Source organism: Hymenobacter sp. UV11 (genome assembly GCF_004684095.1).
GTDB lineage: Bacteria > Bacteroidota > Bacteroidia > Cytophagales > Hymenobacteraceae > Hymenobacter.
On the sequence record NZ_SRII01000004.1, the window covers coordinates 497,121 to 520,219 of the forward strand.

Consider the following 23,099-nt stretch of genomic DNA (forward strand, 5'->3'; position numbering starts at 1 on the left):
CTTTGCAAACTACTGACTATTTTTTCCGACCACAAAATGCTGGATAAACTCGAAGCCATCCGCGAGCGCTACGATACCGTGAACCACGAGCTCATGCAGCCCGAGGTGATGAGCGACATGAAGCGCTTCAAGAGCCTGAATAAAGAATTTAAAGAGCTAGGCAAAATCGTGACTGCTTACCGTGCTTACCAGCAGGTGCTCAGTAATATAGAAGGCGCCCGACAAGTGGTATCGACCGAAAAGGACGAGGACTTCCGTGAAATGGCCAAGGCCGAGCTCGACGAGCTGGTGCCCGAAGCCGACCGCATGGAGGTGGCCATCAAGGAATTGTTAATTCCGAAGGACCCCAACGACTCGAAAGACGTGATTATGGAAATCCGGGCCGGGGCAGGCGGCGACGAGGCCTCGCTCTTTGCCGGCGACTTGCAGCGCATGTACCTGCGCTTTGCCGAAAAGCAGGGCTGGAAAATGGAATTGGTGGACGCCATGGACGGCACCGCCGGCGGCTACAAGGAAATCGTGCTGGCCGTGAAGGGCGAGGACGTGTACGGCAAGCTCAAGTTTGAATCGGGCGTGCACCGCGTGCAGCGCGTGCCGGCCACCGAAACCCAGGGCCGCATCCACACCTCGGTGGCTTCCATCGTGGTAATGCCTGAGGCCGAGGAATTTGACATTGACCTGGACATGAATGATATCCGCAAGGACTTGTTCATGTCGTCCGGCCCCGGCGGGCAGTCGGTAAACACGACGTATTCGGCCGTGCGCCTCACGCACATCCCGAGCGGCATTGTGGCCCAGTGCCAGGACCAGAAGTCACAGCTCAAAAACTTCGATAAGGCGCTGGCCGTGTTGCGCTCGCGCATCTTCGAAATCGAGCTGGCTAAGAAGAACGAGGCCGAAGGCGCCATTCGGAAAGGCATGATTGGCAGCGGCGACCGCAGCGACAAAATCCGCACTTACAACTACCCGCAGGGTCGCGTAACCGACCACCGCATCGGCTACACCGTGCACAACCTGCCCAACGTGATGGACGGCAACATCGACGATTTTGTGGAGCAGCTGCGCCTGGCCGAAAGCGCCGAGCGCCTGAAAGTGGGCGTGTCGTAAGGGTCCCACACAGACGAATACAGCACCAAAAGAACGTCATGCTCTATCTGGCGTCCGCTTGCCGAAGCATTTCGCTCGTACCGTTGGATTACTCCCCCAACGAAGCGGTAGAGATGCTTCGGCAAGCGGACGCCAGATAGAGCATGACGTTCTTGCTTTGCACCAAGTACCAAGGAGCCGCCCGTGTCGTTTTAGCTTTAGCGCTACGCCTACGTTTATGATTAAGAAGTTACTTTTCCCCGTTCTCCTACTACTTAGCGGCGCGCTTAGTGTGGCGCTGCCCGGCTGCAAGCCGCGCGAGGAAGAGCTGCAAACCACCGGCGCCCTGGCCTTCTCGGCCGATACGGTGAAGTTTGACACGGTTTTTACCACCATTCGCACCGTCACGAAGCGCCTGTGGGTGTACAACCGCAACCCCAAAGCGGTGAACGTGGACCTGGTGAGCCTCGACAACTCGGCCACTTCGCCCTACACGTTGATTATCAACGGCGACCTCAAGCAGACGGCTACTAATCTGTATATCAGGGGGAATGATAGCCTGCTGATTCTGGTGCGCGCCCAACTCAAGGACAGCGGCCAGAACGGCCTCGCCAAGGATTTTGTGGTGCAGGAAAACCTGAATTTTAGTACCAACGGCCAAAGCCAGCACGTACTGCTGCGCTCGTTTGGGCAAAATATCTACCTGCACGATGGTACGCAGCCCCTACCCTGCAACGACGTGTGGACCAATGACCGGCCGCATGTGCTGTACAATACCGTAGTGGTGCCAGCCACTTGCAAGCTCACCATCAAGCCGGGCACCCGTATCTACGCCCACGCCGGCGCCACGCTCCTCGTGGAAGGTACCCTGCTGGTAAACAGCGACTACGCGCCCGGCACCGCCGCCACCGACACCGTGAAGGCCGGCAACGCCAACATCGTGCGCTTCAGCGGCGACCGTAGCGGCGAGGCGCAGTACGCCACCGCGCCGGGCCAGTGGACGGGCATCGTGCTCGATGCGGGCAGCCGCAGCAACGTCGTTCGCTACGCGCTTATCCAGAACTCCACGTTTGGTATCCTGCTCTACAACCCCAAGAATCTGAGCCCGCGACCCGACGTGACCATTCAGAACTCCGTGATTCGCTACATCTCGGGGGCCAACGTGGGCTTTGCCGGAGTGGCCAGTAGCACCGGCCTGCCCGGCGCGGGCGTGCTGAGCCTGTCGGGCAAGGCCACGCTCGAAAATACGCTGTTCAGCGATTGCTATGAATATGCAATGCTGGCCTACGGCGGCGGCGACTACTCGGTGAACTACTGCACGATAGCTAATTACCCCGCCGTGTCGGCCGTGCGTCAAACGCCCTCCCTGACATTCACTAATGTGTCGGCGCTCGATACTATGCAGCGCTACCCCCTCTCGTTGCGGGTAACTAACTCCATCGTGTGGGGGTCGATTGACGACGAGTTGCTTTTTCAGCACTATGACGATTATAAGAGCAGTGTAGTCATTCAAAACTCCCTGCTGAAAACTCAGCTTTATAAAGCTGCCACCGATGCCGCCGGTAAGCCCGGCCTACTCAAAACCGGCCTGAACAACCTGCTGAACGCAGACCCCAAATTTGTGCGCATCAACACGGCTTCTAATAACGACTACCACCTGGCGGCCGGCTCGCCCGCGCTGGCCAGACCGCTCCTACCCCCCTTCATACCGCGCGACCTGCTCAACCTGCCCCGCAACGCCGCTACCCCCGACCTGGGCGCCTACGAAACCACCAAGTAGCCGCGGCTGCGTACAAGCCTCATGCGCTTTATTCAAAAACGCCTACGCCTGCCTGCCGTGGCCGAGGGCTTTCACCTCATTACTGACTTGATAGTGAGTGAGTTGTCCGAACTGGAAACTATGCGTGTAGGCACGGCCAACTTCTGCATCCAGCACACGTCGGCCAGCCTGTTCATCACCGAAAACGCCGACCCCACCGTGCGGCGCGATTTTCAGGAGTATTTCCGCCGCCTCGCGCCCGACAACGCCGCGTATTTTCAGCATACCCTGGAGGGTCCCGATGACATGACGGCGCATCTCAAAGCCGCCATGCTGGGTACGTCTGTCACGGTGCCCATCGCCGATGGCCGGCTGCTGCTGGGCACCTGGCAGGGCCTGTGCCTGGGCGAGCACCGCCGCCACGGCGGCCGCCGCTGGGTAGTGGCTACGCTGATGGGCGAGTAGTGCGAAATTTCCAGTGCGTGCGCGAGCGCAGCCAGCAGTTGGGGCCGCGCGGTGCAAACGGTGATGCTCGCTGCGCTCGCGCACGAACTGGAAAGTTCGCGCTACAGCACGCGGGCCGCCGTGCGGTAGCGCAGTGAGTCGAACAGCACCAGCTTTTGCACGCCGCTGGCGCTATACTGGCTGAGCAGGCCGTCTTGCAGGTGCAGGCGCAGGTCTTTCCGGCCAAAAAACAGCGCGTTGTTTTGCCGCAGGGTGGCCTGAATATCCTGGGGTAAGCCTCTGGCGCTCAATACGTCGAGGCGCAGTACCGGGGCATTGTCGTGGCCGGGTAGTAGGCGGTAGATGTGGCGCATCACGCCGCCCGGCAGGTTCACCGAATCTACGGCGTAGGCCCCGCGCAGGGCGGCTTTATTGATGTCGGCCTGATAAAAAATCTGGAGCTCGTCGGCCCATTTTACCTGGGGCACGCGCACAACTTCGGGGGCGCCGCCGCGCAGGCTCACCTGTTTCTCCACGCCGGGCCGGCGGGCCGTGAGCTGGCGCACCTGCGCATCGAGCAAGCCCCGCATATTGAAATACGGGCCGCTGCGGTGGGGCGCGCCGGGTGCGGCCGGCTCGGCGGGGGTAGGGCCGTCGGTGCAGCCGCCCAGCAAGGCCAGCGCGGCCACACTCCAGAAATAAAAACCAGTTCTACAACCCATTTTAACAACGTGTCCCGCCCTGCGCTTTAACAGGGCGGGACACTGCGAGAAAGAAAAAATACTGCCGTTTTGTTCCGTCTAGCCCGCGCTGGGGCGCAGCAGGCTCTGGCCGGTCATGTCGGCGGGCTGGGGCACGCCCATCAGCGCGAGGATGGTGGGCGCAATGTCGCCGAGCTTGCCATTGGCCAGGGTGCCACGGTAGTCGTGGTCGGCCAGAATGCAGGGCACCAGGTTAGTAGTGTGGGCGGTGTTGGGCGAGCCGTCGGCGTTGCGCATAAACTCGGCGTTGCCGTGGTCGGCAATAACGATAGTGGCGTAACCAGCCGCCAGGGCGGCCTCCACCACGTCGTGGGCGCAGGCGTCGGCGGTTTCCACGGCCTTTATTACCGCCTCAAATACGCCGGTGTGGCCCACCATGTCGGGGTTGGCAAAGTTGATGACCACAAAGTCGGCCGACTTGGCTTGCAGCTCGGGCACCAGGGCATCGCGCAGCTCGTAGGCGCTCATTTCGGGGGCGAGGTCGTAGGTCGCCACCTTAGGCGAGGCCCGCATGATGCGCGTTTCGCCGGCAAATTCCTTTTCCCTACCCCCCGAAAAGAAGAAAGTAACGTGCGGATACTTCTCCGTTTCGGCCATCCGAATCTGGGTTTTGCCGTGCGCCGCCAGCACCTCGCCCAGGGTGTTATCGAGGTTGTCCTTCTCAAAAATCGGCGTTACGCCCACAAACGTGGCGTCGTACATCGTCATCGTGAGGTAGCGCAGGCTCAGGCGGTGCATCTCGTAGGCGTGGAAATCCTGCTGCGTGAGCGCCTCCGTGATTTCGCGGCCCCGGTCGGTGCGGAAGTTGAAGCACAGCACCACATCGCCTTCCTCAATGGTGGCCAGCGGCTGCCCATCGGCGCCCACTTTCACGATGGGTTTCAGAAACTCATCCGTAACGCCGTCTTTATATTGCTCCTGAATGCTTTGAATCAAGTTCTGCGAAGGCGTCCCTACCCCATTCACCAGCAGGTCATAGGCCACTTTGACGCGCTCCCAGCGCTGGTCGCGGTCCATGGCATAATAGCGGCCCACGATGGAGGCAATTTTAGCACCCGTGCGCTCCTGGTCGTTGTATTTCTCCAGCTCGTTCACGAAATGCACGCCGCTCTTGGGGTCGGTGTCGCGCCCGTCAGTGAAGGCGTGCACAAACACGTTGCGCAGGTCGGCCTCGTGGGCGATGGTGCAAAGTGCTTTTACGTGGTCGATGTGCGAGTGAACCCCACCATCCGACAGTAAGCCAATAAGATGAAAAGCCTTGTTGTTCTGCTTAGCGTATTCGAGCGCTTCTTTGAGAGCGGGCATCTGGCCGAGCTTGCGCTCGCGAATAGATTTGGCGATGCGCACCAACTCCTGGTTCACCACGCGGCCCGCGCCAATGTTCATGTGGCCCACTTCCGAGTTACCCATCTGGCCATCGGGCAGCCCTACCGCCTCGCCCGATGCCTGGAGCGTGCTGTGGGGGAAACGCTGCAACAGTTCGTGGAAATAGGGCGTCTGTGCCTTATCAACGGCCGAAACCTCTACGTTTGGGGCAATTCCCCATCCATCCAGAATAACTAATAGGACCTGCTTGTTCATACGGGCAAAAGTACGCCCCGTACCCTAAAGCACCCGCCAACCGTAGTAGGTTGAGCACTTTTTAGGGGGCATCAGAAACTCTACAAATTGTCTTCTACTGGCATAGTTTTAGCTTAAGCCTAGTTAGGCGCCGCCGACCTGTTCGCGAAGCTCGTTTTTATGAAAATAATTCTTACTAAAGTATTCTTATTTGGGTGGCTGCTATTGGCCGTTGTAGTGAGTGGAAAAGCGCAAAACGCGGACCAGCTAGGTGCGGTGCGCTCTGCTATTTCCAGTGGCTCTTCGCGAAATTTAGCGCAATACCTGGGGCCATCGGTAGAGGTTGGCTTCGATGGCGATAAGCAGAGTTACAACGCCACGCAGACTGAGTTGGTGATGAAGAACTTCTTTACCAAAAATCCGCCAGCCAGCTTTGATATTGTGCACCAAGGCGCCAGCAACGACGGAATTCCTTATGCAGTAGGCCATTACGTTGGGAAAACTGGTAATTACCAAATATTTATCAAGCTGAAGCCCAAGCAGAGTACGCCAATGATAGATACGCTAGACTTCACAAAAGAATAACTTCCTCGAAACCCGGCTGCCTCCCCGCAGCCGGGTTTTTTATGCGCCGGCCGGCCGGCGTACCTTTGCCGGGTGTCAGCCATTACCGCCCCTTACCTCACGCCCGCAGCCCTCACCACGTTTATTCGCACGGCCCTGGCCGAAGACGTGGGCGATGGTGACCATTCGGCACTGGCTGCCATTCCGGCCGATGCGCGCAACCGTGCTCACCTGCTGGTAAAGGACGAGGGCGTATTGGCCGGCGTGCAGCTGGCCCAGCTTATTTTTCGGGAAGTTGACCCGGCCCTTACCCTGCACGTGCTGCTCGACGACGGCGCCCGCGTGCGCCGCGGCGACCTCGCCTTCACGGTCGAAGGCCCGGCGCGCAGCATCCTGACAGCCGAGCGCCTCGTGCTCAACTGCATGCAGCGCATGAGCGGCATTGCTACCTACACGGCGCAGCTCACGAGCCTGCTGGCCGGCACCAGCGCCCGCCTGCTCGACACCCGCAAGACGACGCCCAACTTCCGGCTGTGCGAGAAGTGGGCGGTGCTCATCGGCGGCGGCGTGAACCACCGCTACGGGCTGTTTGACATGATTATGCTCAAGGACAACCACGTGGACTACGCGGGGGGGGTAGGGGCGGCCATTTCAGCTACCCACGACTACCTGCGCCGCACCGGCCGCGACCTGCCCATTGTGCTGGAAACCCGCACGCTGGCCGAAGTGCAGCAGGCCCTGGACGCCGGCGGTGTTACCCGCATCATGCTGGATAATATGCCGCCCGCCCAACTGCGCGAGGCGGTGGCCCTGGTGGCCGGCCGTGTGCCGCTGGAAGCCAGCGGTGGCATCACGGAGCAAACCCTGGCCGAAGTGGCCGCCACGGGCGTCGATTTTATCTCGGTCGGGGCGCTCACGCACTCGGCCAGCATTCTGGATTTGAGTTTAAAAGCCTACTAAATCGCAGATTAAGCAGATTGCGCGGATTTCGCAGATTCGACCGGCGCGGGGTAGCGTCTTTGAATTTATTGCGGTAAAATGCTAAGGAGGAGAAATAAGTTGTTTTTGTGTTACAAACAAAATAGAGTCAATTAGTTACCTACACAGCAGCACGTCAGAAGTCGTAAGAATCTGCGAAATCCGCGTAATCTGCTCAATCTGCGATTTTTATGAATAATCCCAATCAACGTGGTGGTGGTGGTGGCTACCGCCAGCAGCAGGCCCAGCAGTCTATGCCGGGCACCATTAAAACCAAAAAATACCAGTTTGACCCCAACACCTACACCCGCATTGCGATGGCCGAGGTGTGGCGCAAGGAGTGGTGGTACGCCCTCATTCCGTTTGCGGTGGGGTTGCTGCCGGCCATTATCTGGCATTCGTGGTGGTGGGTGCTGCTCGCGGTAGTGCTCGCGCTGCTGTTTGTGCTGGTACGCTCGTCGCTGGTGTCGGGCGTGACGCAGATGGAGCAGAGCAAGCCCCTGTTTGAGCGTATGAACTACGAGGCCGACCAGCGCCAGCTCATTATGCGCCAGAGTGAACAAAAGGCCATGGCCCTGCCCTGGGACCAGATTGGCCGCGTGCGCCGCGAGCCCGATGCCTACCTGCTGTACCTCAAGCCCGCCGCCCCGCCCGCCGAGCTGGCGCCCTGGCGCCGCTGGGTAGCCAGCACGTTCGACGTGCCGGTGTTTCTACATTTGCCCCTGCGCTTGTTTAATAACGACAACGACCGCAAGCTGTTTGAGGCGCTGCTGCGCCGCAAAGGCCTGCTGGCCGCCGACGCGCCGGCCGCATAAGCGTCGCGCCGTACGTACACTCGCCATTTGATTTTAACTCTTTTCGTTTTCCGTAAGGATTTTTTTGATTCGTATGAAAAAGCTGCTTTCCTACCTGGCTCCGGCCGCCGTAGTGTTGCTCGCCTCGTGCAGCAGTGAGCCCTCCGACTGGCGCCCCGACCAAAAGGTTTCGCTCGACCAGATTGCTCCCGGTACCCGGCCCACTGACAATTTTGACCAGGGCACTGCTGCCGCGCCCAACCAGGCTAAAGGCGGTGCCATTAGCACGCCCACCAGTTCGCGCATGAATATGAAGCGGGCCGCGCCTACCCCTGGCGCCGTACAAACTGCTGATACGCAAGAAGGTACTGCTGCCCGGCCTGGCGAAGGTACTGCCCGGCCGGAAGGCACTGCTGCGCCCGGTACGCCTGGTAGTACCCCCGTCGCCTCCCCCGGCATGGTTGAGGACCCAACTTCCAACAAAAACGTCAACACTAATATCAAATAGCTTATCCACAAAGGGTTAAGTTTGAGGAAAAAGTGTTTTCCAAAAGCTTGCATCAGTGTTGCAACTAAATTTGCAACACTGATGCAAGCTTTCGTGTTATACAGCGTATGTGGATTGCAATTTTACTTTTAGCGGCGGCGGTGTTAGGTGCGAGTGCGGTAGTTGGCGTTTTGCCAGAAGCGCGTACCAAGCAGTGGTTGAAGCCTTTGCTAGCATTTAGCGGGGCTTATTTATTTGCCCTTACCGTTACGCACCTGCTTCCCGAGGCTTTAATCCTACCGCGGGCTACCCCACAGCAGGTAGGCTACTGGGTGCTAGCAGGATTTTTTGGGCAGTTGCTGCTGGATATAGTTTCGCAAGGCATCGAGCATGGGCATGTGCATCACTCCTCCGATGCGACCGATGGGGGTAGGGGGCGCGTGCCACTGCTGCTAGTGGTTGCCTTGATAGTGCACTCGCTGCTGGAGGGCAGCATTCTGGTGCGCGGCGCGGGTAGCGGCGTGGTAGACCAGCATTTTTACGCCTTGGTGCTGGGTGTTGCGCTGCACCATGTGCCGGCGGCAGTGGCCCTGGCCACGCTGCTGCGGCTTCGGCTGGGCTCGTTTGGGCGGGCGTGGCCGTGGCTGCTGTTATTTGCGCTGGCTTCGCCCGCCGGGCTGGTATTCAGCAACTACGTGGTGCTGCAACAGCTACTGGGCAGCGGTGCCTACGCCTCGCTGCTGGGGTTTGTGGCGGGCACGTTTCTGCACGTTTCCACCACCATCTTATTTGAAACCAGCCCCGAGCATCGCCTCAACTGGCCCAAGCTGGGCGCCACGCTGGCCGGCCTGCTGCTGGCGCTGGCAGTGGGGTAAGCGGTAAATGAGTAATGAAGAACGTCATGCTGACGAAGGAAGCATCTCTACTGCGAAAGTAATTCTAACGTTTGAGGTTAGCCACGTGGTAGAGATGCTTCCTTCGTCAGCATGACGTTCTTCATTACCCACTACCTACTATCCCCTACTCATTTACCAATGGGCCGGTGCCGCGCAAAAAGTCTTCGAGCTGGCGGGCGCGGGCGGTTTCGCGGGCCAGGGCGGCTTGCAGGCCTAGCAGCCGCTGGCGCATGAGCAGCACCAGGTCAATGGCCTCGGGGGCCAGGCCCAGGCCGTGGTGCAGGCGCGCCAGGCGGGGCAATAGCTCGTCGGGCTCTTCTACCTCAATGGTTTCGGGCGCCGTAGCGGGCCGCAGCAGGCCGAGCTCCACAAACTGGTGCAGCTCGGCGCGGCCCAGCCCGTAGCGGGTGTCACATTCCTGAAAGGTGAGCAGCAATACGTGCGTTTCCATGGGCGGGAAGATTAGTACTTGTTGATAAGGAATAGAGGAAGAAAGAGTTAATAGAGGACGCAAGCCGCTGAGCAGCCAGCTACGAGGGGGTAGGAAATCCGATTACTCCTCCCCGCGCAGCTTGGCGAGCTGCCGAATAAGGTCGCGTTCCTCCTCGCTGAGGTCGGTGGGCAGCTGCACGTTCAGGCGCAGGTAGAGGTCACCGTGCTGGCCCTCCTGCCGATATACCGGGAAGCCTTTGCCGCGCAGCCGCAGGCGGCTACCGTTGGTTGTTTCGGGCTTGAGCTTGATTTTGACCGGGCCGCCGAGCGTTTCTACGGTCTGCTCGCCGCCGAGCAGGGCACGGTACAGCGACACGGGCACGTCCTGGGTGAGGTCGTCGCCGGTGCGGGCGTAGCGGGCATCGGGCAAGATGCGGAACGTGATGAGCAGCGCGCCGTTGGGGCCGCCGTTGCGGCCGGGGCCGCCCTGGTCGCGCAGCCGGATGGTCTGGCCATCGGTGACCCCCGGCTGAATGGTGATGCGCAGGTTTTTGCCGTTGACCGTGATGGTGCGCGGGCCGCCCGCGTAGGCTTCCTCCAGGCTCAGCTCCAATTCGGCCTGATAGTCGGAGCCCGCGCCGGGCCGGTTGCTGCGCCCGCCGCCACCCCCGCCGCCAAACAGCGAGCTAAAGAAGTCGGAGAAGTCTTCGCCGCCGCCGCCAAATTCGCTACCCCCCCCAGCGCCCCCAAAGCCACCGCCCTGCGCATACTGGTTCCAGTCGAAGCCGCCCGGCCCGGCACCCGCGCCGCCCGCTCCGCGCCCGCCGCCCGCCTGCTGGTAGCGCTGGTAGTCGGCACCCATTTGGTCGTATTTCTGGCGCTTTTCGGTGTCGGAGAGCACTTCGTTGGCCTCGTTGGCCTCCTTAAATTTTTGCTCGGCGGCGGGGTTGTTAGGGTTCACGTCGGGGTGATACTGGCGGGCAAGCTTGCGGTAAGCCTTTTTAATTTGCTCAGTAGTCGCGTTTTTCTCGACGCCCAGGATTTTATAATAATCCTTATAATCCATTAGAGTAGGAGGTTGGGATACGGAAAAGAAGAGGAGGTGTGAGTTGCCGGCAAACCGGGATGCTTCAGGGGGCAAAAACCCGGTTCTGGTAGATGCCGGGCGCTATCTGGTCGGCGCAAGGTGCAGGCTGGCAGAGAAACGGAAGAGATAGTGGAACGCCAAAGCCAGCGGGCACGTTAGTTTACGAAGATTAGCTACTTAAGGGCATTTTTGCATTTTGGTCAGAAATTTGCCGGGATGTTTTTGCAGTGGTCGGGTGGACCGAATCGCAGCCAGCGAACAAGGTAGGCGCGCAAGCATTCGGCATGATTTTCAAGGAGCTATTCTACGTAAGGGTACTTTTTTCTATTTTTTAATTTATGCCGATGAAACTAGTTATGCACACATTGCTGCTGGCGGGCATCGTATCGCTCGCGCAAGCAAGCTGGGCGCAGACCCCAGCCGCCGCCGTTCAACCTAGCCAAACTACCACTACCACTACCCCCGCCGCGGCTCGCCGGGTACTTGCCCCGCGCCGCGTGGTGGCCCCGCGCCGCACTGGTGCGGCCCCCACGCGCGCCCGCACCACTGGCGTGATGGCCAAAGACGGCGTCACGATGGAAAATGGCCGGCCCGTACTAACTGAGCTGGGCCTGACGGCTCCTCTGGAGCAGGATAAGCGCCTGCTCAATGGCACCCTCATTACCTCTAAAGGCCAGGTAACCAACGTAGAAGGCGTAACCTCGCAGATGGCGGAGGGCGACTATGTATCGCTCACCGGCCGCCTCACCAGCAAGCGCGAGATGGTAGAAGCCGACAGCGTACGCAAGCTGGTGGCCTATGACCTCAAGCACCCTGGCAAGCGCAAGGAAATGGAAAAAGCGCGCGAAAAAGTAGAAAAAGAGCGTGCCAAAGTCGAGAAGGAAGCTGCTAAAGCTAAGGCCAAAGCTGGCCGCTAGGTCCGGCTGTAGCTGGTAAGCACTTCCAGGCCGGCCGCGTCGTTTTCGGCTTCGACTACTTCGTCGATGACGAATTGAATTTCGTGCTCCGTCCAGTCTTCGTCTTCGGCGGCGCGCACAAAGCTATCGAGGGCAACAAAGCGGCTGCCCGCTTCGGCGGGTGGGCTCCAGGTAATACGTTTGCGGATGTTCATACCGCGAAGATGGCACTCAGTGGCCTCTGCCTCGTGGCAGGGGCCGCTTTTTTTGGGGGTAGGCGCTAGCGCTGGCCTTTGCCAGTCGGCGCGGCGTGCACCACTTTAAGCTGCACGGGCACCACGCCGGCCTCAATAAGGCCAAGCTTGCGGGCGGCACGCTTCGACACGTCCACGATGCGGCCTTTTACGTGCGGCCCGCGGTCATTCACGACCACTTTCACCGAGCGGCCGTTGCGCACATTAGTGACTTTTATTTTGGTGCCGAAGGGCAGCGTGTTGTGGGCTGCCGTCAGCTGGCCGGGGCGGTAGGGCGCGCCGCTGGTGGTGGCCCGGCCCGCAAACTTATCGGCATAGTACGAGCCCTGGCCCGACTGCGTAAATGCCGATTTGCTGCCGCCACAGGCCGAAAGTAAACTTAGTAAGCTGCTTGCTAAGAGGACTTTGCAATAACGGCTGTTTGAAAATTTGTACATAATTCAGCTATTCATTTTGCCTTCACGCGGCATACCAGAATAAACGCTCACCTTTCAGCCGGAATTATTCCCTACCCCACCTTTTTACCTCCAAGTCCCATGCGCAATACGCTGAAACTCGTTGCTGGCCTCGCTCTGTCGGGCCTTTTTTTCACCGCTCACGCCCAGACTACCCCTGCCCCCGTGCAAGACGGCAAAATGGCCGACGGCAAGATGATGGATGGCAAGATGAAAAAAGACAAAATGAAAGAAGGGAAGATGTCGGAAAGCAAGATGAAGAAAGGCAAAATGGCCGACGAAAAGATGAAGACCAAAATGTAGGTCTACGCCTCAGCGTTGCACCAGTTCGGCCGCCCGGTTCAGCAGCTTGCGAAAGCTGCCGGGCCGGGCGGTTTTGGCGGGGGTAGGGCGCGCCACCGGCCGGGCCGGGGCAGGCGGCGGCGCCACGCGCAAGGCCAGCAGAGACTCGTAGCTGCCCTGAAAAACGTTGAAATCGACGGTGCCCCGGATGCCGGGCACGTAGGCCTCGTCGGAGTGCTGCCAGATTATCCAGCGGCTGGCGGGCAGCGCGGGGCGCTCGACCTCGTAGTGGGCCAGCCACAGGGGGTAGTCGTCGAAATGCCCGGCCAGGTAGTGGCGGTAAAACGTGTAGTTGGAATACAGGATGGGCCGCACCTTGTAGTGTGCCTCCACGGCATCGAGCCACTGGCGCACTTCGCGGCGCATCTCGGCCACGTCGTGAAAGCGCGGCGCCTCTACATCGAGCACGGGCGGCAGGTCGCCGGGCCGCAGCGGCACCGTGGCAATAAACAAGCGGGCCTGCTCGCCGCCGTCGCGGTTGGGCTGAAAGTAGTGGTAGGCCCCGCTCAGAATACCGGCCGCCCGCGCCTCGCGCCAGTTGCGCTTAAAGCGCGCATCGCGCAGCGTGGCGCCCTCGCTGGCCTTGATAAACGCGAACCGCACCTGCTGCCGGGCCACCTCGGGCCAGTCGATGCGGCCCTGATAAGTCGAAACGTCAATGCCGTGCACCGAGTAGCCGGCCAGCAGCGGGGTGCTTTCGCGGCCCGTGAGGTAGCGCGTGGTAAGCGTGGCCCAGGTGCGCCGCGCGTAGCGGTTGAGCTGCCGCTGGTGGCGCAGGTAGTAGGCCCCGCCGCCCAGCAGCCCCAGCAGCAGCCCGGCCAGCACCCAGCGCCGCCAGCCCCGGCGCGGAGCCGGGGGCGGCGCGGTGGCCGGGGCAGTAGGCAGGGGTAGGGCGGGCATAGGCAAGGGGGTAGCAAGCCAAAAATAACGCATAACGGGCTACCTTACCTATGCCGGCCGGGACCGTAGCTTGCACTCCTAAAGCTGAGCCGTTCACTTCCGGTTCCTTTTTGACTGCTGCTTATGCCCGACGCCCACGATGCCAACGGCCACCTCATCCGCGAGCTGCACGGCGTGACGCTCGCCGCTATCCTCGACTACCTCGTGGCGCACTACGGCTTTGCCGGCCTCGATGCGCGCCTGAAGCTCAACTGCTTCGCCGTGGACCCGAGTATCAAATCTAGCCTCACGTTTTTGCGGCGCACGGCCTGGGCGCGGGCCAAGGTCGAAGACCTGTACGTGCGCCTGCGCACCGCCCAGGTGCTGGGCCGGCCCTTGCCATAAGGTAATTGAGTAATGGGTAATTTGTCATTGCGAGCGTAGCGCGGCAATCGCCCCAGAACGCTACGCACGCCACTTGTTTGTCCATTGTTCTGAGGTGATTGCCGCTCTGCGCTCGCAATGACAACCGTCTTTCGCGTAAATACCACTACCCATTACCCAATTACCTCATGGCTGAGCTGCGCGAAAAATCGGGTCCTCTGGCGCTGCTGGCCGGCCTGGGCTGCTACGTGGCCTTCGAAACGGTTGCTTTTTACCTGCTAAGCTTCCTCACCGCCGGCCTGGGCGAATCGAACCAGTACCAGCCCGAAAACACCATTGTCAGCAACTGGGTCAAGACGGTGACCTTTCTGGTACTGCACCTGGCGCTGGTGCTCGCGGCGGTGCTGATGCTCAGCAACCGGCTGCCCCGCTGCTACCGGGGCCAGGTTATCGGCTGGCTGCTGGTGAGTTTGCTGGTTGGTTTTGGGCTGCTGATTCCGCTGTTTTCTTAGCAATTAAGACCAACGCAAAAACGTCTGTCACTGCTGCGCTGCGCTCGCAATGACAATCGGTTCTTAACTGATGAAGAACACTGCTAGCCCTACCCCCCTTAAAACAGCAAAGCCACTGCTTATCGCAGTGGCTCTCAACAAGGTGAAACAAAGGGTGCCGGTCGGTCCCGGCGTTATGGAGGGGGTAGGAGGGCCGGTCGGTCCCGGCCGTATCGACGGGCCGGGCAGCCTTAGCTGCCCGGCTGAATGTCAATTTCGCGCGTCTGATTGGCCGCTGGGTCTTTAAAAGGAATGGCCACGCGCAGCTCGCCATTCTCGTGCGAGGCGTTGATGCTGGTCAGGTCCAGGTTTTGGGGCAGGTCGAGGGTTTGCACGAAGAGCGGCGCGGCCAGTTGGGCCTCCGGCTCGTGGCGGAACTCGCCATACACGGTGAGGCTGCTATCTTTCAACACTACGTGGAAGCTTTCGGCGGGTACGCTGGGCATGGCTACGTGCAACACCACGCCCTGCGGGCGCTCATTCACGTGCAGCTTGGGCTGCGCCACGCCACCACCGATAGTATTCAGCAAATCGAGTTGCGGAGCAATAGAACGGATAAATTCGCGGCTGATAAGTTTCATAATGACAGGGCCTTATTAGGTGGCTTCTTCCTATGAATTACAAACCACATACCAGCTTTGAAAGTGGGCTAACTTAGTTGATAATCAGCCTTTATGGCTGAAGATTTAATTTAAACATTTTGCGATAATGACACGCTGGCCGAAAGCCCGCCGAAGTGGCAGAAAGGGGGGTATCTTCTGCGCAGGGGGTATAAAAAAGAACGTCATTCCTACAGCGGTTCCTAGTTCTGTGTACGTGCTCCGGTCCGACGGCGGAGCCGTCCGACCGGTTGAAGGGTGCGCCTCCTAGCTAGTCGTTCAGCTCTTGTTCCCGCGTCAACCGGTCGGACGGCTCCGCCGTCGGACCGGAGCACGTGCCCTGACGTGAGCATTGCGCTAAGCAGAATTTCGCTCAAAACCGGCTCGTGAGGCCGAAGTGAATCTTGGAGTTGGTGAGCGCGAAGCTGGTATTCAGAAACTCCGACCGGCCCACCGAATACACAAACTGAAACAGCCCCGCCGGCGTGCGAAAGCTCAGGCCCGCGCCCAGGCCGGTGGGCTGGTCTAGAGCGTGCGTGGTGAGGTCGGTAGCCTGATAGGCTTGCAGCAGCGCCTGGTCGGCGAAGATAAATACGTAGCCCTCGGGCCCGGTAAACTGCCGAAATTCGACGGTGCCCACGCCGTAGGCATTGGTATAAAACTGGTTTTCGCTGAAGCCCCGCAGCGAGTTGAGCCCGCCCAGCCGAAACATATCATTGAGGAAAAGCTGCTGATTGAACAGGCCCTCACCGCGCAGGCGCACCAGCAGCACGGCCTGCCGGCTCAGCGCCCAGTAGCGCTCGGCCCGCCCGCCAAAGCTGTATTGCGTGGTGCGCAGGGCCAGGCCATCGTAATACGCCTCGCTGATGGCCGCATTGCGGCGGATATTCTTGGTCCCTACCCCCCCTTGCACGCTCATATACAGGCCGCGGTGCGGAAAAAAGAGGTCGTCGAGGTTGGCGCGCGAGTAGCCGAGGCCGTAGGAAGTGTACTCCGAATCTACGTTGTCGGGCAGGCCGGTGAGGGAAGCGTAGGTAATACTATCGAGCAGGAGCCGCGAGCTGCGCTGCTCGGCAAAAAACGTGAGCCGCCCGGCCCGTGCGGTGGGGTAGGTGACCTGCAGCCGCGGCCGCAGCGTTAGGAAACCATTGTTCTGCGTGTTGTTCTGCTTATAGAGGTTGAAGGTGGCGCCCACTTCGAGCGGCGTGCCAAAGATATTGGGGTGCAAGTAGCTGAGGTCTAGTAGCTGCGAGGCGGCATCGACTTTGCGCCACTGCAAGCCCAGCTGCTTGCCGCCGCCGCGAATATTGCGCAGGGCCACCGTCACATCGCCCGTAAACTGCACCCCACTGCCGCCCGTGGTGTTAGGCAGCAGGCCCACAATGGCGTCAAACTGGTTGGCCGAGCGCTCATCAAGCAGCAGGTATACCCGCGCCCGGCCGCGGGCAAAGCGCACCTCGGGCTCGGCGCGCAGGCGCACGTAGGGCAGCTGGCGCAGCAGGGCGGCGGCGGCGCTCACGCGCTGCTGGTTGTAGGGCGTGCCGGGGATTATCTGGAGATATTTATTCAAAAAACGCTTCTGCGTCTTGCTGGTGCCCACTATTTGCAGCGAGTCGAAGTACACCACCGGCCCGCGCTTGAGCACCACCCGGCCCGCAATGTCGTGCCCGCTCAGCCGCACCGAGTCGAGCCCGACCGTGGCGAAGGGGTAGCCCTGGTTTTCGGCCTCCGTGAGCACGCGCTCCTGCAGGGCCACCCAGTCGGCCGGGTGCCAGGGCGTGCGCCGGAAGAACTTTTCGCGGTAGCCGGCGCGGGTGAGCAGGCCATCGCCAAGGTTGCCATTATGCAAATAGGCCCACCTAAATTGCTCACCCACATACAGATGTACCCGCACCGTGTCGCGGCTCCAGCGCATGTCGTCGGCCGAGGCCGTGAGGTAGGCATCGGCCTGCAAGGCCAACACCAGCTCGCGCACCGTGCGCAGCGCCGTGAGCGAATCGGGCACGGTGGGGCGCGGGTGCAGGCGGCGCACCAGCGCCTGCCCGGCGGGCTCGGCCTCGATGCGCAGCACGCGCGGGCGCACCGGGCGGCGCACGGCGGCGGCGGGGCTAGCCGGGGGGGGTAGGGGCGGCGAGGCCAGCCGGGGCGCGTTGGGCACAGCCACGCCCGGCCCGGCGTCGGGCGTTTGGGCGCGCAGCGGGCCGGCGCGCAGGCCCAGCGCCAGCCAGCAAATCCAAAGAAATAAGGTAGCGAGTCGGGCCATCGTCGGGAACGCAAACGCGCCGGGCGGTTTTTAATTTCAGGCGCCCGATTTTTGTGGACAAGTTTGGGTTGCGTTTGTCATTGCGAGCGCAACGAAGTGGAGCGCGGCAATCTTTCCTGTTTGTTCGCTTCACTAGGATAGTAACCCAACGGCAAGGAAAGATTGCCGCGCTCCACTTCGTTGCGCTCGCAATGACAATTCTTCTACAAAAATCGCGCTGCTCCTACCCATATGCCCGGCCTCTACCTCCACATTCCGTTTTGCAAGCAGGCCTGCCACTACTGCGACTTCCACTTCAGCACCTCGCTGGGGCTGAAAGGGCAGTTTGTGGACGCGCTGCTGCGGGAAATGGAGCTACGCCAAAAATACCTCCCTACCCCCGTCGGGCCGCTCGAAACCATTTACTTCGGCGGCGGCACGCCCTCGCTGCTCACGGGCGAGGAGCTAAGCCGGATTTTTGCGGCCATTCACACGCATTTTGAGGTGTCGCCGCAGGCCGAGATTACCCTCGAAGCCAATCCCGACGACCTCACGGCCGCCAAGCTGGCCGAGCTGGCCGCTTCGCCCGTCAACCGCCTCAGCATCGGGCTGCAAAGCTTCCACGAGCCACACCTGCGCCTGATGAACCGCGCCCACTCGGCCACCGAGTCGTGGCAGGCCGTGCGGCAGGCACAAGCGGCGGGTTTCGAGAATATTTCGGTAGACTTGATTTACGGTGTACCGGCCGCCAGCCACGACATCTGGGAAGCTGACCTGGCCCGGCTGCTGGAGCTGAACGTGCCGCACGTATCGGCCTATGCGCTCACCATTGAGCCCGATACGGCCTTTGGCCGGCGGCTTAAGAAGGGCACTTTCGTGGCGCCGCCTGAGGAGTTTGTGGCCCAACAGTTTGAGCTGCTGCTGGCGCGGCTGCGCGCCCAGGGCTACGAACAGTACGAAATCAGCAACTTTTGCCGGCCCGGCCGCGAGAGCCGCCACAACGCCAACTACTGGCGCGGCGTGCCCTACCTGGGCCTGGGCCCCAGCGCGCACTCCTTCGACGGCCGCAGCCGCCAGTATGCCGTGGCCAATAACCCGCAGTACGTGGCCGCCGTGCTGGAGCGCGGCGAAGTGCCCGCCACTGTCGAGCGCCTTACCCCCCTCGACCAGGCCAACGAATACCTGCTCACTACCCTGCGCACCAGCCGTGGCTGCGACCTGGCGCACCTGCGCGATGCGTTGGGCCTCAATATCTTGGCCGAGCGCGCTGCTTATTTGCAGAGCCTCACCGGCCAGGGCATGGCCACGCTCACCGGTGACGTGCTGCGCCTCACCGACGCCGGTAAGCTGCTGGCCGACCACATTACGCTGGAATTATTTGCCGCCGCGCCGGCCGCCGCGGTGTAGCTTGCGGTGGCGGTCGGGCGGGCTGCCGGTTCTTTTTGTGCCACCCTACCCCCCTCGCCGCCGTGAAGCTTCTCAGTGATACCCTGGTCAGCAACGACGATTTTTTTGTGGAGCAGGTCCACCTCACGGCCATCGTCTTTGATACTACTGACGACGTGACGGTGTGGGCCACCACCTTTCGCGACGAAGACGACTACTTTTTTCACCTCGGCCTGCCCTTTCAGGCCCTCGACACGCTGCTGCGCGTGGCCGGCGACCGCGCCGAGGCCCTGGCCGAAGAAGTAGCCGACGCCCTGGCCACCACCGAGCAGTGGCCCTGCCTGCTCGAATACGCCACCGAAGACGACCCGCCCGTGCCGCTGCCCGGTGTGGCACTCAAGCTAGCCGTCACCTTCCCCGCCGACGCCGACGAAACCGACGACCCCCAGCCGCATAATATCTTCTACCTCGAAGGCATTTATGCCCGGCTGGCGCCGTGAGGTGAAGTGGTGAGTGGTGAAGTGGTGAGATAGCGAATAGTAACAGAACGTCATGCTGAGCTTGCCGAAGCATCTCGCTCGGTTCATTGAGCGATTGATTTTAGTACTGCACGCGAGATGCTTCAACAAGCTCAGCATGACGTTCTTTTGCTCACTGTTCACTGCTCACTGCTCACTGCTCACTGTCAATGTGGTACCTTATTCCAGGCCTCGGGGCTGATGAGCGGGTGTTTCGCCGCCTGCGACTATCCGGTCCCAGCCAGATGCTAAGCTGGCTCAAGCCTGAATCGCCCACCGAACCGCTGGCTCACTACGCGGCCCGCCTGGCCGAGACGGTGCCTGCTGATGAGCTGTGCTGGCTGGTGGGCGTGTCTTTCGGCGGGCTACTGGCGCAGGAAATCGGGCGGCTCCGGCCCCTGGCGCGGGTAGTGCTCATCTCCAGCCTGGGCAGCCCGCGCGACTTGCCGCCGCTGCTGCGCCTGGCCGGGGCCACCGGGCTGCACCGGCTAGTACCCTTCGGCTTGCTGAAATGGCTGCCGCGGCTGGCGCAGTGGTTTTTTGGGGCGCGCGGTGGCACCGAGTATCACCTGCTGCGCCAAGTACTGCGTGATACCGACCCCACTTTTGCCCGCTGGGCTACGGCGCAGCTGCTGGTCTGGCGCGGGCCGGGGCTGCCGGGTGCCGTGCGGCTGCACGGCACCCGCGACCGCCTCCTACCCCCCGGCGCGGCCCGCATCGACTACCCGGTGCCCGGCGCGAGGCACTTTCTCATTGTCAGCCACGCGGCGCGGGTGAGCCAGGTATTGCGGGAGCTAGCTGGTGTCGAGACATCAGCCGTTGGGTAGGGGGTAGGGAGCTTGATGATTTATTGTCAGTATATTAGAGATAATTTTTACCCGCTACCTTATAAAGCAATGGCCCAACTCTACCTGCTAAAAGGGATGCTACTGGCTGGCTCATTGCTGCTGGCTGCGGCCAGTGATGCGCAAACGCCGCCCGCCGCTGCCGACTCGGTGCCCCGGCCGCCCCAGGTAATCTATAAGCTGGGGCTGCGCCTCACGCATCTGCGCTACGCGCATGACAGCCAGGCGTGGCAATTTCTGCTACCCCTCTCGCTCGGGGTCGAGTACCGGGTGGCGCCCCGCCTCAGCCTCTACACGCAGTTTGAGGCCGATATGCTGACCAGCTACACCAACGGCCGACGGCGTGGCGCACAAAATGGCTCTCTATCGGCTGCCTCGGCGGCGTTGGGCGTGCGTTACTACTACGGCCACGTAGGCCACGCTACGCCGGTATTTGGCCGCTACCTGGCCCTTGAGGGCAGCACCGACTGGGAGCAGCTGAGTAATGCCCGCTTCGTATCGGTGAGTGGCAGCGTGCGCGGGCGTGGGCGCACCACCCCTTCCGTGCTCACGCCGGGCATCTACGCGCTGTGGGGCGTGCAGCACCGGCTGCGGGGCCACGTGCTCTACGATATCAACGCGGGGGCTGGGCTGCTGGCGCCGGCCTACTACAACTACGAGCGCCCCGTTGGCGCCAGCCACTGGAACGTGGGCGGGCAGGCTACCATCCGCTTATATTTTGCTTTGTAGCGCAGGTAGTATAGGGCACACGCAAAAAGGGCTGCCCCGCTAGGAGCAGCCCTTTTATAGTAGCTACGCGGCAATTAAGCAGCAGCAGCTTCGGTCGTTGCCGGTACTACCGACACGAACGAACGCTCGTCGCGGCCCTTCTTGAACTGCACCTTGCCATCAACCAACGCGAACAGCGTGTGGTCTTTGCCGATGCCGACGTTAGTGCCGGGGTGATGCTTAGTGCCGCGCTGACGCACGATGATGTTGCCAGCGATGAGCGACTGACCACCGAAGATTTTCACGCCGAGGCGCTTCGAATGCGATTCACGGCCGTTGTTTGACGAGCCGACGCCTTTTTTGTGTGCCATATTAGGAGAGAGTTATGAGTTAAAAGTTATGAATTATGAGTTTTCAGTCAGAGCATGAGTAGCTGATAGCCAACTCATAACTCATAACTTTTAACTCATAACTAATTACCCAATGCTGTTAATCATTACTTTGGTGAACTGCTGACGGTGGCCGTTCAGCTTCTTGTAGCCCTTACGGCGCTTCTTCTTGAAGACCAGAACTTTATCGCCCTGAACGTGGGCCATAATGGTGCCCTTAATCAGGACATCCAGCTCGGGTGCACCGATGCTGAGCGTGCCGTTGTCGTCGGTCAGCAAGGCTTTGCCTAACTCTACCGAGTCACCGACATTGCCGGCCAGACGCTGGGCGTAAACAAATTTATTAGCCTCAACCTTAGTCTGTTGGCCGGCGATATTGACAATGGCGTACATCTTATTTCCGCTGGTGGTTTCTCAAAAGGGAACGCAAAAGTACGGCATCTTTCTGGTAAAACCAAACCTAAGTCACTAATCGTCATTTGTTCGCCCAAAATGACCGTGCTTAAAGCAGGTTTTTGACGATTGCAGCTAAGTGGCTGAGTGCAAGAATGTGGGCAGTAAAAGGGCAGTTTTGTGGACAACCTGCGTTATCCACACTCAAAATGTGGATAAGTTGCTCTAAATCCGGTGTTTTGCCAGCGGTACTTCATGCGCTACTCAGCGTGAATAGCTGGTGTTCTGAAAACCCCAGTATCGGTAAACGAGACTGGCAGCCCGAGGTTGCCGGTTATCTTTGAAAACCAGCCGGCCTCGTGCCGAACAACCGCCTACCGGTGGCGGTTAGCCCAGCCATTAGCAACTTCGTCAACCCCGAAATTTGTCGCACTCTATGGAGCCATTACTTGCCGAAAACCCCAATCGTTTCGTCCTTTTCCCCATCCAAAACCCCCAGGTGTGGGAATTCTACAAGAAGGCGGAAGCCTCGTTCTGGACGGCCGAGGAAATCGACCTCTCGCAGGACCAGAAAGACTGGAACAACCTGAACGACAACGAGCGCCACTTCATTAAGCACGTGCTGGCCTTCTTCGCGGCCAGTGATGGCATCGTGAATGAAAACCTGGCTATCAACTTCATGCAGGAGGTGCAGATGCCCGAGGCGCGCTGCTTCTACGGCTTCCAGATTATGATGGAAAACATTCACAGTGAGACCTATTCGCTGCTGATTGATACCTACATCAAAGACCCCAAGGAGAAGGATTACCTCTTCAACGCGCTCGAAACGGTGCCCGCTGTGCAGCGCAAGGGCCAGTGGGCGCTGACCTGGATTAACTCGGAGAATTTTGCCGAGCGCCTCATCGCCTTCGCGGCCGTGGAAGGCATTTTCTTTTCGGGCTCGTTCTGCTCGATTTTCTGGCTGAAAAAGCGCGGCCTGATGCCCGGCCTCACGTTCTCGAACGAGCTGATTTCGCGCGATGAGGGGCTGCACTGCGACTTTGCCTGCCTGCTCTACAGCTACCTCGAAAACAAGCTGCCCGAGGCGCGCGTGCAAGCCATTATCCGCGACGCGGTGACGATTGAGCAGGAGTTTGTGACCGAGGCCCTACCCGTGAGCCTCATCGGTATGAACGCCCGCACCATGAGCCAGTACATCGAGTTTGTGGCCGACCGCCTGCTGGTGTCACTGGGCTGCGCCAAGATTTACAACTCGACTAACCCCTTCGATTTCATGGAGATGATTTCGGTGCAGGGCAAGACGAACTTCTTCGAGAAGCGCGTGGCCGAGTACCAGAAGGCCGGCGTGATGACCGAGCGGGCGGATAATATGTTCTCGCTCGACGAGGATTTCTAACGGTATATATATTA

General features: G+C 60.3%; 28 protein-coding genes. 17 read left to right on the forward strand and 11 right to left on the reverse strand.

The features are described from left to right. Positions 1-36: 36 nt before the first annotated feature. The 3 genes from prfA to E4631_RS09520 all read left to right on the forward strand — a co-directional run bounded on the left by prfA (position 37) and on the right by E4631_RS09520 (position 3,310). Positions 37-1,107 (forward strand): peptide chain release factor 1, encoded by a 1,071-nt coding sequence (prfA, locus tag E4631_RS09510; RefSeq protein WP_133656077.1) that lies wholly within the window; start codon positions 37-39, stop codon positions 1,105-1,107. A gap of 217 nt (positions 1,108-1,324) precedes the next feature. Further along, entirely contained in the window at positions 1,325-2,866 is a 1,542-nt protein-coding gene (locus E4631_RS09515; RefSeq protein ID WP_133656076.1) for a hypothetical protein, read from the forward strand. 21 nt (positions 2,867-2,887) lie between these two features. After that, a complete protein-coding gene (locus E4631_RS09520; RefSeq protein ID WP_133656075.1) occupies positions 2,888-3,310 on the forward strand; it encodes a secondary thiamine-phosphate synthase enzyme YjbQ in 423 nt (140 codons plus the stop codon). Between the two features lie 101 nt (positions 3,311-3,411). On the opposite strand, the gene E4631_RS09525 is transcribed toward E4631_RS09520, so the two are convergent. Next, positions 3,412-4,011: a hypothetical protein gene (locus E4631_RS09525; RefSeq protein ID WP_133656074.1), complete on the reverse strand. Its 600-nt coding sequence runs from the start codon at positions 4,009-4,011 to the stop codon at positions 3,412-3,414. Between the two features lie 78 nt (positions 4,012-4,089). Next, positions 4,090-5,631 (reverse strand): 2,3-bisphosphoglycerate-independent phosphoglycerate mutase, encoded by a 1,542-nt coding sequence (gene gpmI, locus E4631_RS09530; RefSeq protein WP_133656073.1) that lies wholly within the window; start codon positions 5,629-5,631, stop codon positions 4,090-4,092. A 159-nt stretch (positions 5,632-5,790) separates the two neighbouring features. Here gpmI and E4631_RS09535 point away from each other — a divergent pair, with 159 nt between their 5' ends. The 5 genes from E4631_RS09535 (at position 5,791) to E4631_RS09555 (ending at position 9,308) form a co-directional block, all read left to right on the forward strand. Further along, a complete protein-coding gene (locus E4631_RS09535; protein WP_133656072.1) occupies positions 5,791-6,195 on the forward strand; it encodes a DUF4783 domain-containing protein in 405 nt (134 codons plus the stop codon). 81 nt (positions 6,196-6,276) lie between these two features. Beyond that, positions 6,277-7,134 carry a carboxylating nicotinate-nucleotide diphosphorylase gene (gene nadC, locus E4631_RS09540; RefSeq protein ID WP_133656183.1) on the forward strand — a complete coding sequence of 286 codons (858 nt, stop codon included), beginning with the start codon at positions 6,277-6,279 and terminating at the stop codon, positions 7,132-7,134. A 209-nt stretch (positions 7,135-7,343) separates the two neighbouring features. Beyond that, positions 7,344-7,967, forward strand: coding sequence for a YcxB family protein (locus E4631_RS09545; RefSeq protein ID WP_133656071.1), 624 nt, complete (start codon positions 7,344-7,346; stop codon positions 7,965-7,967). A gap of 73 nt (positions 7,968-8,040) precedes the next feature. Beyond that, positions 8,041-8,454, forward strand: coding sequence for a hypothetical protein (locus E4631_RS09550; RefSeq protein ID WP_133656070.1), 414 nt, complete (start codon positions 8,041-8,043; stop codon positions 8,452-8,454). Between the two features lie 311 nt (positions 8,455-8,765). Then, positions 8,766-9,308, forward strand: a complete 543-nt coding sequence (locus E4631_RS09555) for a ZIP family metal transporter (protein WP_240734791.1) — start codon at positions 8,766-8,768, stop codon at positions 9,306-9,308. 145 nt (positions 9,309-9,453) lie between these two features. Here the strand turns inward: E4631_RS09555 and E4631_RS09560 are convergent, their stop codons facing one another. Then, on the reverse strand, positions 9,454-9,780 hold the full coding sequence (locus E4631_RS09560) for a hypothetical protein (RefSeq protein ID WP_133656068.1): 327 nt from the start codon (positions 9,778-9,780) through the stop codon (positions 9,454-9,456). A 102-nt stretch (positions 9,781-9,882) separates the two neighbouring features. Beyond that, positions 9,883-10,827, reverse strand: a complete 945-nt coding sequence (locus E4631_RS09565; RefSeq protein ID WP_133656067.1) for a DnaJ C-terminal domain-containing protein — start codon at positions 10,825-10,827, stop codon at positions 9,883-9,885. 377 nt (positions 10,828-11,204) lie between these two features. On the opposite strand from E4631_RS09565, the gene E4631_RS09570 reads away from it, so the two are divergent. Beyond that, a complete protein-coding gene (locus E4631_RS09570; RefSeq protein ID WP_133656066.1) occupies positions 11,205-11,765 on the forward strand; it encodes a DUF6799 domain-containing protein in 561 nt (186 codons plus the stop codon). Here the strand turns inward: E4631_RS09570 and E4631_RS09575 are convergent. Beyond that, positions 11,762-11,959 carry a hypothetical protein gene (locus E4631_RS09575; RefSeq protein ID WP_133656065.1) on the reverse strand — a complete coding sequence of 66 codons (198 nt, stop codon included), beginning with the start codon at positions 11,957-11,959 and terminating at the stop codon, positions 11,762-11,764. The two genes, E4631_RS09570 and E4631_RS09575, sit on opposite strands and share 4 nt — an antisense overlap. A gap of 65 nt (positions 11,960-12,024) precedes the next feature. Further along, positions 12,025-12,435 carry a septal ring lytic transglycosylase RlpA family protein gene (locus E4631_RS09580; protein ID WP_133656064.1) on the reverse strand — a complete coding sequence of 137 codons (411 nt, stop codon included), beginning with the start codon at positions 12,433-12,435 and terminating at the stop codon, positions 12,025-12,027. Positions 12,436-12,534: 99 nt separating this feature from the next. Here E4631_RS09580 and E4631_RS09585 point away from each other — a divergent pair, with 99 nt between their 5' ends. Further along, positions 12,535-12,756: a hypothetical protein gene (locus tag E4631_RS09585; RefSeq protein ID WP_133656063.1), complete on the forward strand. Its 222-nt coding sequence runs from the start codon at positions 12,535-12,537 to the stop codon at positions 12,754-12,756. Between the two features lie 9 nt (positions 12,757-12,765). Here E4631_RS09585 and E4631_RS09590 read toward each other — a convergent pair whose 3' ends face one another. Next, positions 12,766-13,695, reverse strand: a complete 930-nt coding sequence (locus tag E4631_RS09590) for a glycoside hydrolase family 25 protein (RefSeq protein ID WP_166647956.1) — start codon at positions 13,693-13,695, stop codon at positions 12,766-12,768. Between the two features lie 123 nt (positions 13,696-13,818). Here E4631_RS09590 and E4631_RS09595 point away from each other — a divergent pair, with 123 nt between their 5' ends. Both E4631_RS09595 and E4631_RS09600 read left to right on the forward strand, forming a co-directional pair. Continuing rightward, positions 13,819-14,079, forward strand: a complete 261-nt coding sequence (locus tag E4631_RS09595; protein WP_133656061.1) for a VF530 family DNA-binding protein — start codon at positions 13,819-13,821, stop codon at positions 14,077-14,079. A 167-nt stretch (positions 14,080-14,246) separates the two neighbouring features. After that, entirely contained in the window at positions 14,247-14,570 is a 324-nt protein-coding gene (locus E4631_RS09600) for a hypothetical protein (protein ID WP_133656060.1), read from the forward strand. Between the two features lie 230 nt (positions 14,571-14,800). Here the strand turns inward: E4631_RS09600 and E4631_RS09605 are convergent, their stop codons facing one another. Both E4631_RS09605 and E4631_RS09610 read right to left on the reverse strand, forming a co-directional pair. Beyond that, positions 14,801-15,190, reverse strand: a complete 390-nt coding sequence (locus tag E4631_RS09605; RefSeq protein ID WP_133656059.1) for an Hsp20/alpha crystallin family protein — start codon at positions 15,188-15,190, stop codon at positions 14,801-14,803. 391 nt (positions 15,191-15,581) lie between these two features. Continuing rightward, positions 15,582-17,471: a BamA/TamA family outer membrane protein gene (locus tag E4631_RS09610; RefSeq protein WP_133656058.1), complete on the reverse strand. Its 1,890-nt coding sequence runs from the start codon at positions 17,469-17,471 to the stop codon at positions 15,582-15,584. A 231-nt stretch (positions 17,472-17,702) separates the two neighbouring features. Between E4631_RS09610 and hemW the strand changes: the two genes are divergently transcribed. The 4 genes from hemW (at position 17,703) to E4631_RS09630 (ending at position 20,928) form a co-directional block, all read left to right on the forward strand. After that, positions 17,703-18,857: a radical SAM family heme chaperone HemW gene (hemW, locus tag E4631_RS09615; RefSeq protein WP_133656057.1), complete on the forward strand. Its 1,155-nt coding sequence runs from the start codon at positions 17,703-17,705 to the stop codon at positions 18,855-18,857. Positions 18,858-18,919: 62 nt separating this feature from the next. Beyond that, a complete protein-coding gene (locus E4631_RS09620; protein WP_133656056.1) occupies positions 18,920-19,336 on the forward strand; it encodes a hypothetical protein in 417 nt (138 codons plus the stop codon). Between the two features lie 188 nt (positions 19,337-19,524). Beyond that, positions 19,525-20,181 carry an alpha/beta hydrolase gene (locus E4631_RS09625; RefSeq protein WP_133656055.1) on the forward strand — a complete coding sequence of 219 codons (657 nt, stop codon included), beginning with the start codon at positions 19,525-19,527 and terminating at the stop codon, positions 20,179-20,181. A 69-nt stretch (positions 20,182-20,250) separates the two neighbouring features. Then, positions 20,251-20,928: a hypothetical protein gene (locus E4631_RS09630; RefSeq protein ID WP_133656054.1), complete on the forward strand. Its 678-nt coding sequence runs from the start codon at positions 20,251-20,253 to the stop codon at positions 20,926-20,928. Positions 20,929-21,002: 74 nt separating this feature from the next. On the opposite strand, the gene rpmA is transcribed toward E4631_RS09630, so the two are convergent. Beyond that, positions 21,003-21,278, reverse strand: coding sequence for a 50S ribosomal protein L27 (gene rpmA, locus E4631_RS09635; protein ID WP_133656053.1), 276 nt, complete (start codon positions 21,276-21,278; stop codon positions 21,003-21,005). Between the two features lie 105 nt (positions 21,279-21,383). Next, complete coding sequence (gene rplU, locus E4631_RS09640) at positions 21,384-21,689, reverse strand: 50S ribosomal protein L21 (RefSeq protein WP_068337858.1); 306 nt, start codon at positions 21,687-21,689, stop codon at positions 21,384-21,386. Between the two features lie 436 nt (positions 21,690-22,125). Here rplU and E4631_RS09645 point away from each other — a divergent pair, with 436 nt between their 5' ends. Beyond that, positions 22,126-23,085, forward strand: coding sequence for a ribonucleoside-diphosphate reductase small subunit (locus E4631_RS09645; RefSeq protein ID WP_133656052.1), 960 nt, complete (start codon positions 22,126-22,128; stop codon positions 23,083-23,085). Positions 23,086-23,099: the final 14 nt, after the last annotated feature.

Coding starts and splice junctions, on each gene's coding strand:
- E4631_RS09525 (WP_133656074.1), bottom strand. CDS start 4,011: ATGGGTTGTAGAACTGGTTTTTATTTCTGGAGTGTGGCCGCGCTGGCC.
- E4631_RS09630 (WP_133656054.1), top strand. CDS start 20,251: ATGGCCCAACTCTACCTGCTAAAAGGGATGCTACTGGCTGGCTCATTG.
- E4631_RS09545 (WP_133656071.1), top strand. CDS start 7,344: ATGAATAATCCCAATCAACGTGGTGGTGGTGGTGGCTACCGCCAGCAG.
- E4631_RS09585 (WP_133656063.1), top strand. CDS start 12,535: ATGCGCAATACGCTGAAACTCGTTGCTGGCCTCGCTCTGTCGGGCCTT.
- gpmI (WP_133656073.1), bottom strand. CDS start 5,631: ATGAACAAGCAGGTCCTATTAGTTATTCTGGATGGATGGGGAATTGCC.
- prfA (WP_133656077.1), top strand. CDS start 37: ATGCTGGATAAACTCGAAGCCATCCGCGAGCGCTACGATACCGTGAAC.
- E4631_RS09565 (WP_133656067.1), bottom strand. CDS start 10,827: ATGGATTATAAGGATTATTATAAAATCCTGGGCGTCGAGAAAAACGCG.
- E4631_RS09550 (WP_133656070.1), top strand. CDS start 8,041: ATGAAAAAGCTGCTTTCCTACCTGGCTCCGGCCGCCGTAGTGTTGCTC.
- E4631_RS09605 (WP_133656059.1), bottom strand. CDS start 15,190: ATGAAACTTATCAGCCGCGAATTTATCCGTTCTATTGCTCCGCAACTC.
- E4631_RS09520 (WP_133656075.1), top strand. CDS start 2,888: ATGCGCTTTATTCAAAAACGCCTACGCCTGCCTGCCGTGGCCGAGGGC.
- E4631_RS09610 (WP_133656058.1), bottom strand. CDS start 17,471: ATGGCCCGACTCGCTACCTTATTTCTTTGGATTTGCTGGCTGGCGCTG.
- E4631_RS09600 (WP_133656060.1), top strand. CDS start 14,247: ATGGCTGAGCTGCGCGAAAAATCGGGTCCTCTGGCGCTGCTGGCCGGC.
- hemW (WP_133656057.1), top strand. CDS start 17,703: ATGCCCGGCCTCTACCTCCACATTCCGTTTTGCAAGCAGGCCTGCCAC.
- E4631_RS09590 (WP_166647956.1), bottom strand. CDS start 13,695: ATGCCCGCCCTACCCCTGCCTACTGCCCCGGCCACCGCGCCGCCCCCG.
- rpmA (WP_133656053.1), bottom strand. CDS start 21,278: ATGGCACACAAAAAAGGCGTCGGCTCGTCAAACAACGGCCGTGAATCG.
- E4631_RS09570 (WP_133656066.1), top strand. CDS start 11,205: ATGCACACATTGCTGCTGGCGGGCATCGTATCGCTCGCGCAAGCAAGC.
- E4631_RS09535 (WP_133656072.1), top strand. CDS start 5,791: ATGAAAATAATTCTTACTAAAGTATTCTTATTTGGGTGGCTGCTATTG.
- E4631_RS09515 (WP_133656076.1), top strand. CDS start 1,325: ATGATTAAGAAGTTACTTTTCCCCGTTCTCCTACTACTTAGCGGCGCG.
- E4631_RS09580 (WP_133656064.1), bottom strand. CDS start 12,435: ATGTACAAATTTTCAAACAGCCGTTATTGCAAAGTCCTCTTAGCAAGC.
- E4631_RS09595 (WP_133656061.1), top strand. CDS start 13,819: ATGCCCGACGCCCACGATGCCAACGGCCACCTCATCCGCGAGCTGCAC.
- E4631_RS09560 (WP_133656068.1), bottom strand. CDS start 9,780: ATGGAAACGCACGTATTGCTGCTCACCTTTCAGGAATGTGACACCCGC.
- rplU (WP_068337858.1), bottom strand. CDS start 21,689: ATGTACGCCATTGTCAATATCGCCGGCCAACAGACTAAGGTTGAGGCT.
- E4631_RS09575 (WP_133656065.1), bottom strand. CDS start 11,959: ATGAACATCCGCAAACGTATTACCTGGAGCCCACCCGCCGAAGCGGGC.
- E4631_RS09625 (WP_133656055.1), top strand. CDS start 19,525: ATGTGGTACCTTATTCCAGGCCTCGGGGCTGATGAGCGGGTGTTTCGC.
- E4631_RS09645 (WP_133656052.1), top strand. CDS start 22,126: ATGGAGCCATTACTTGCCGAAAACCCCAATCGTTTCGTCCTTTTCCCC.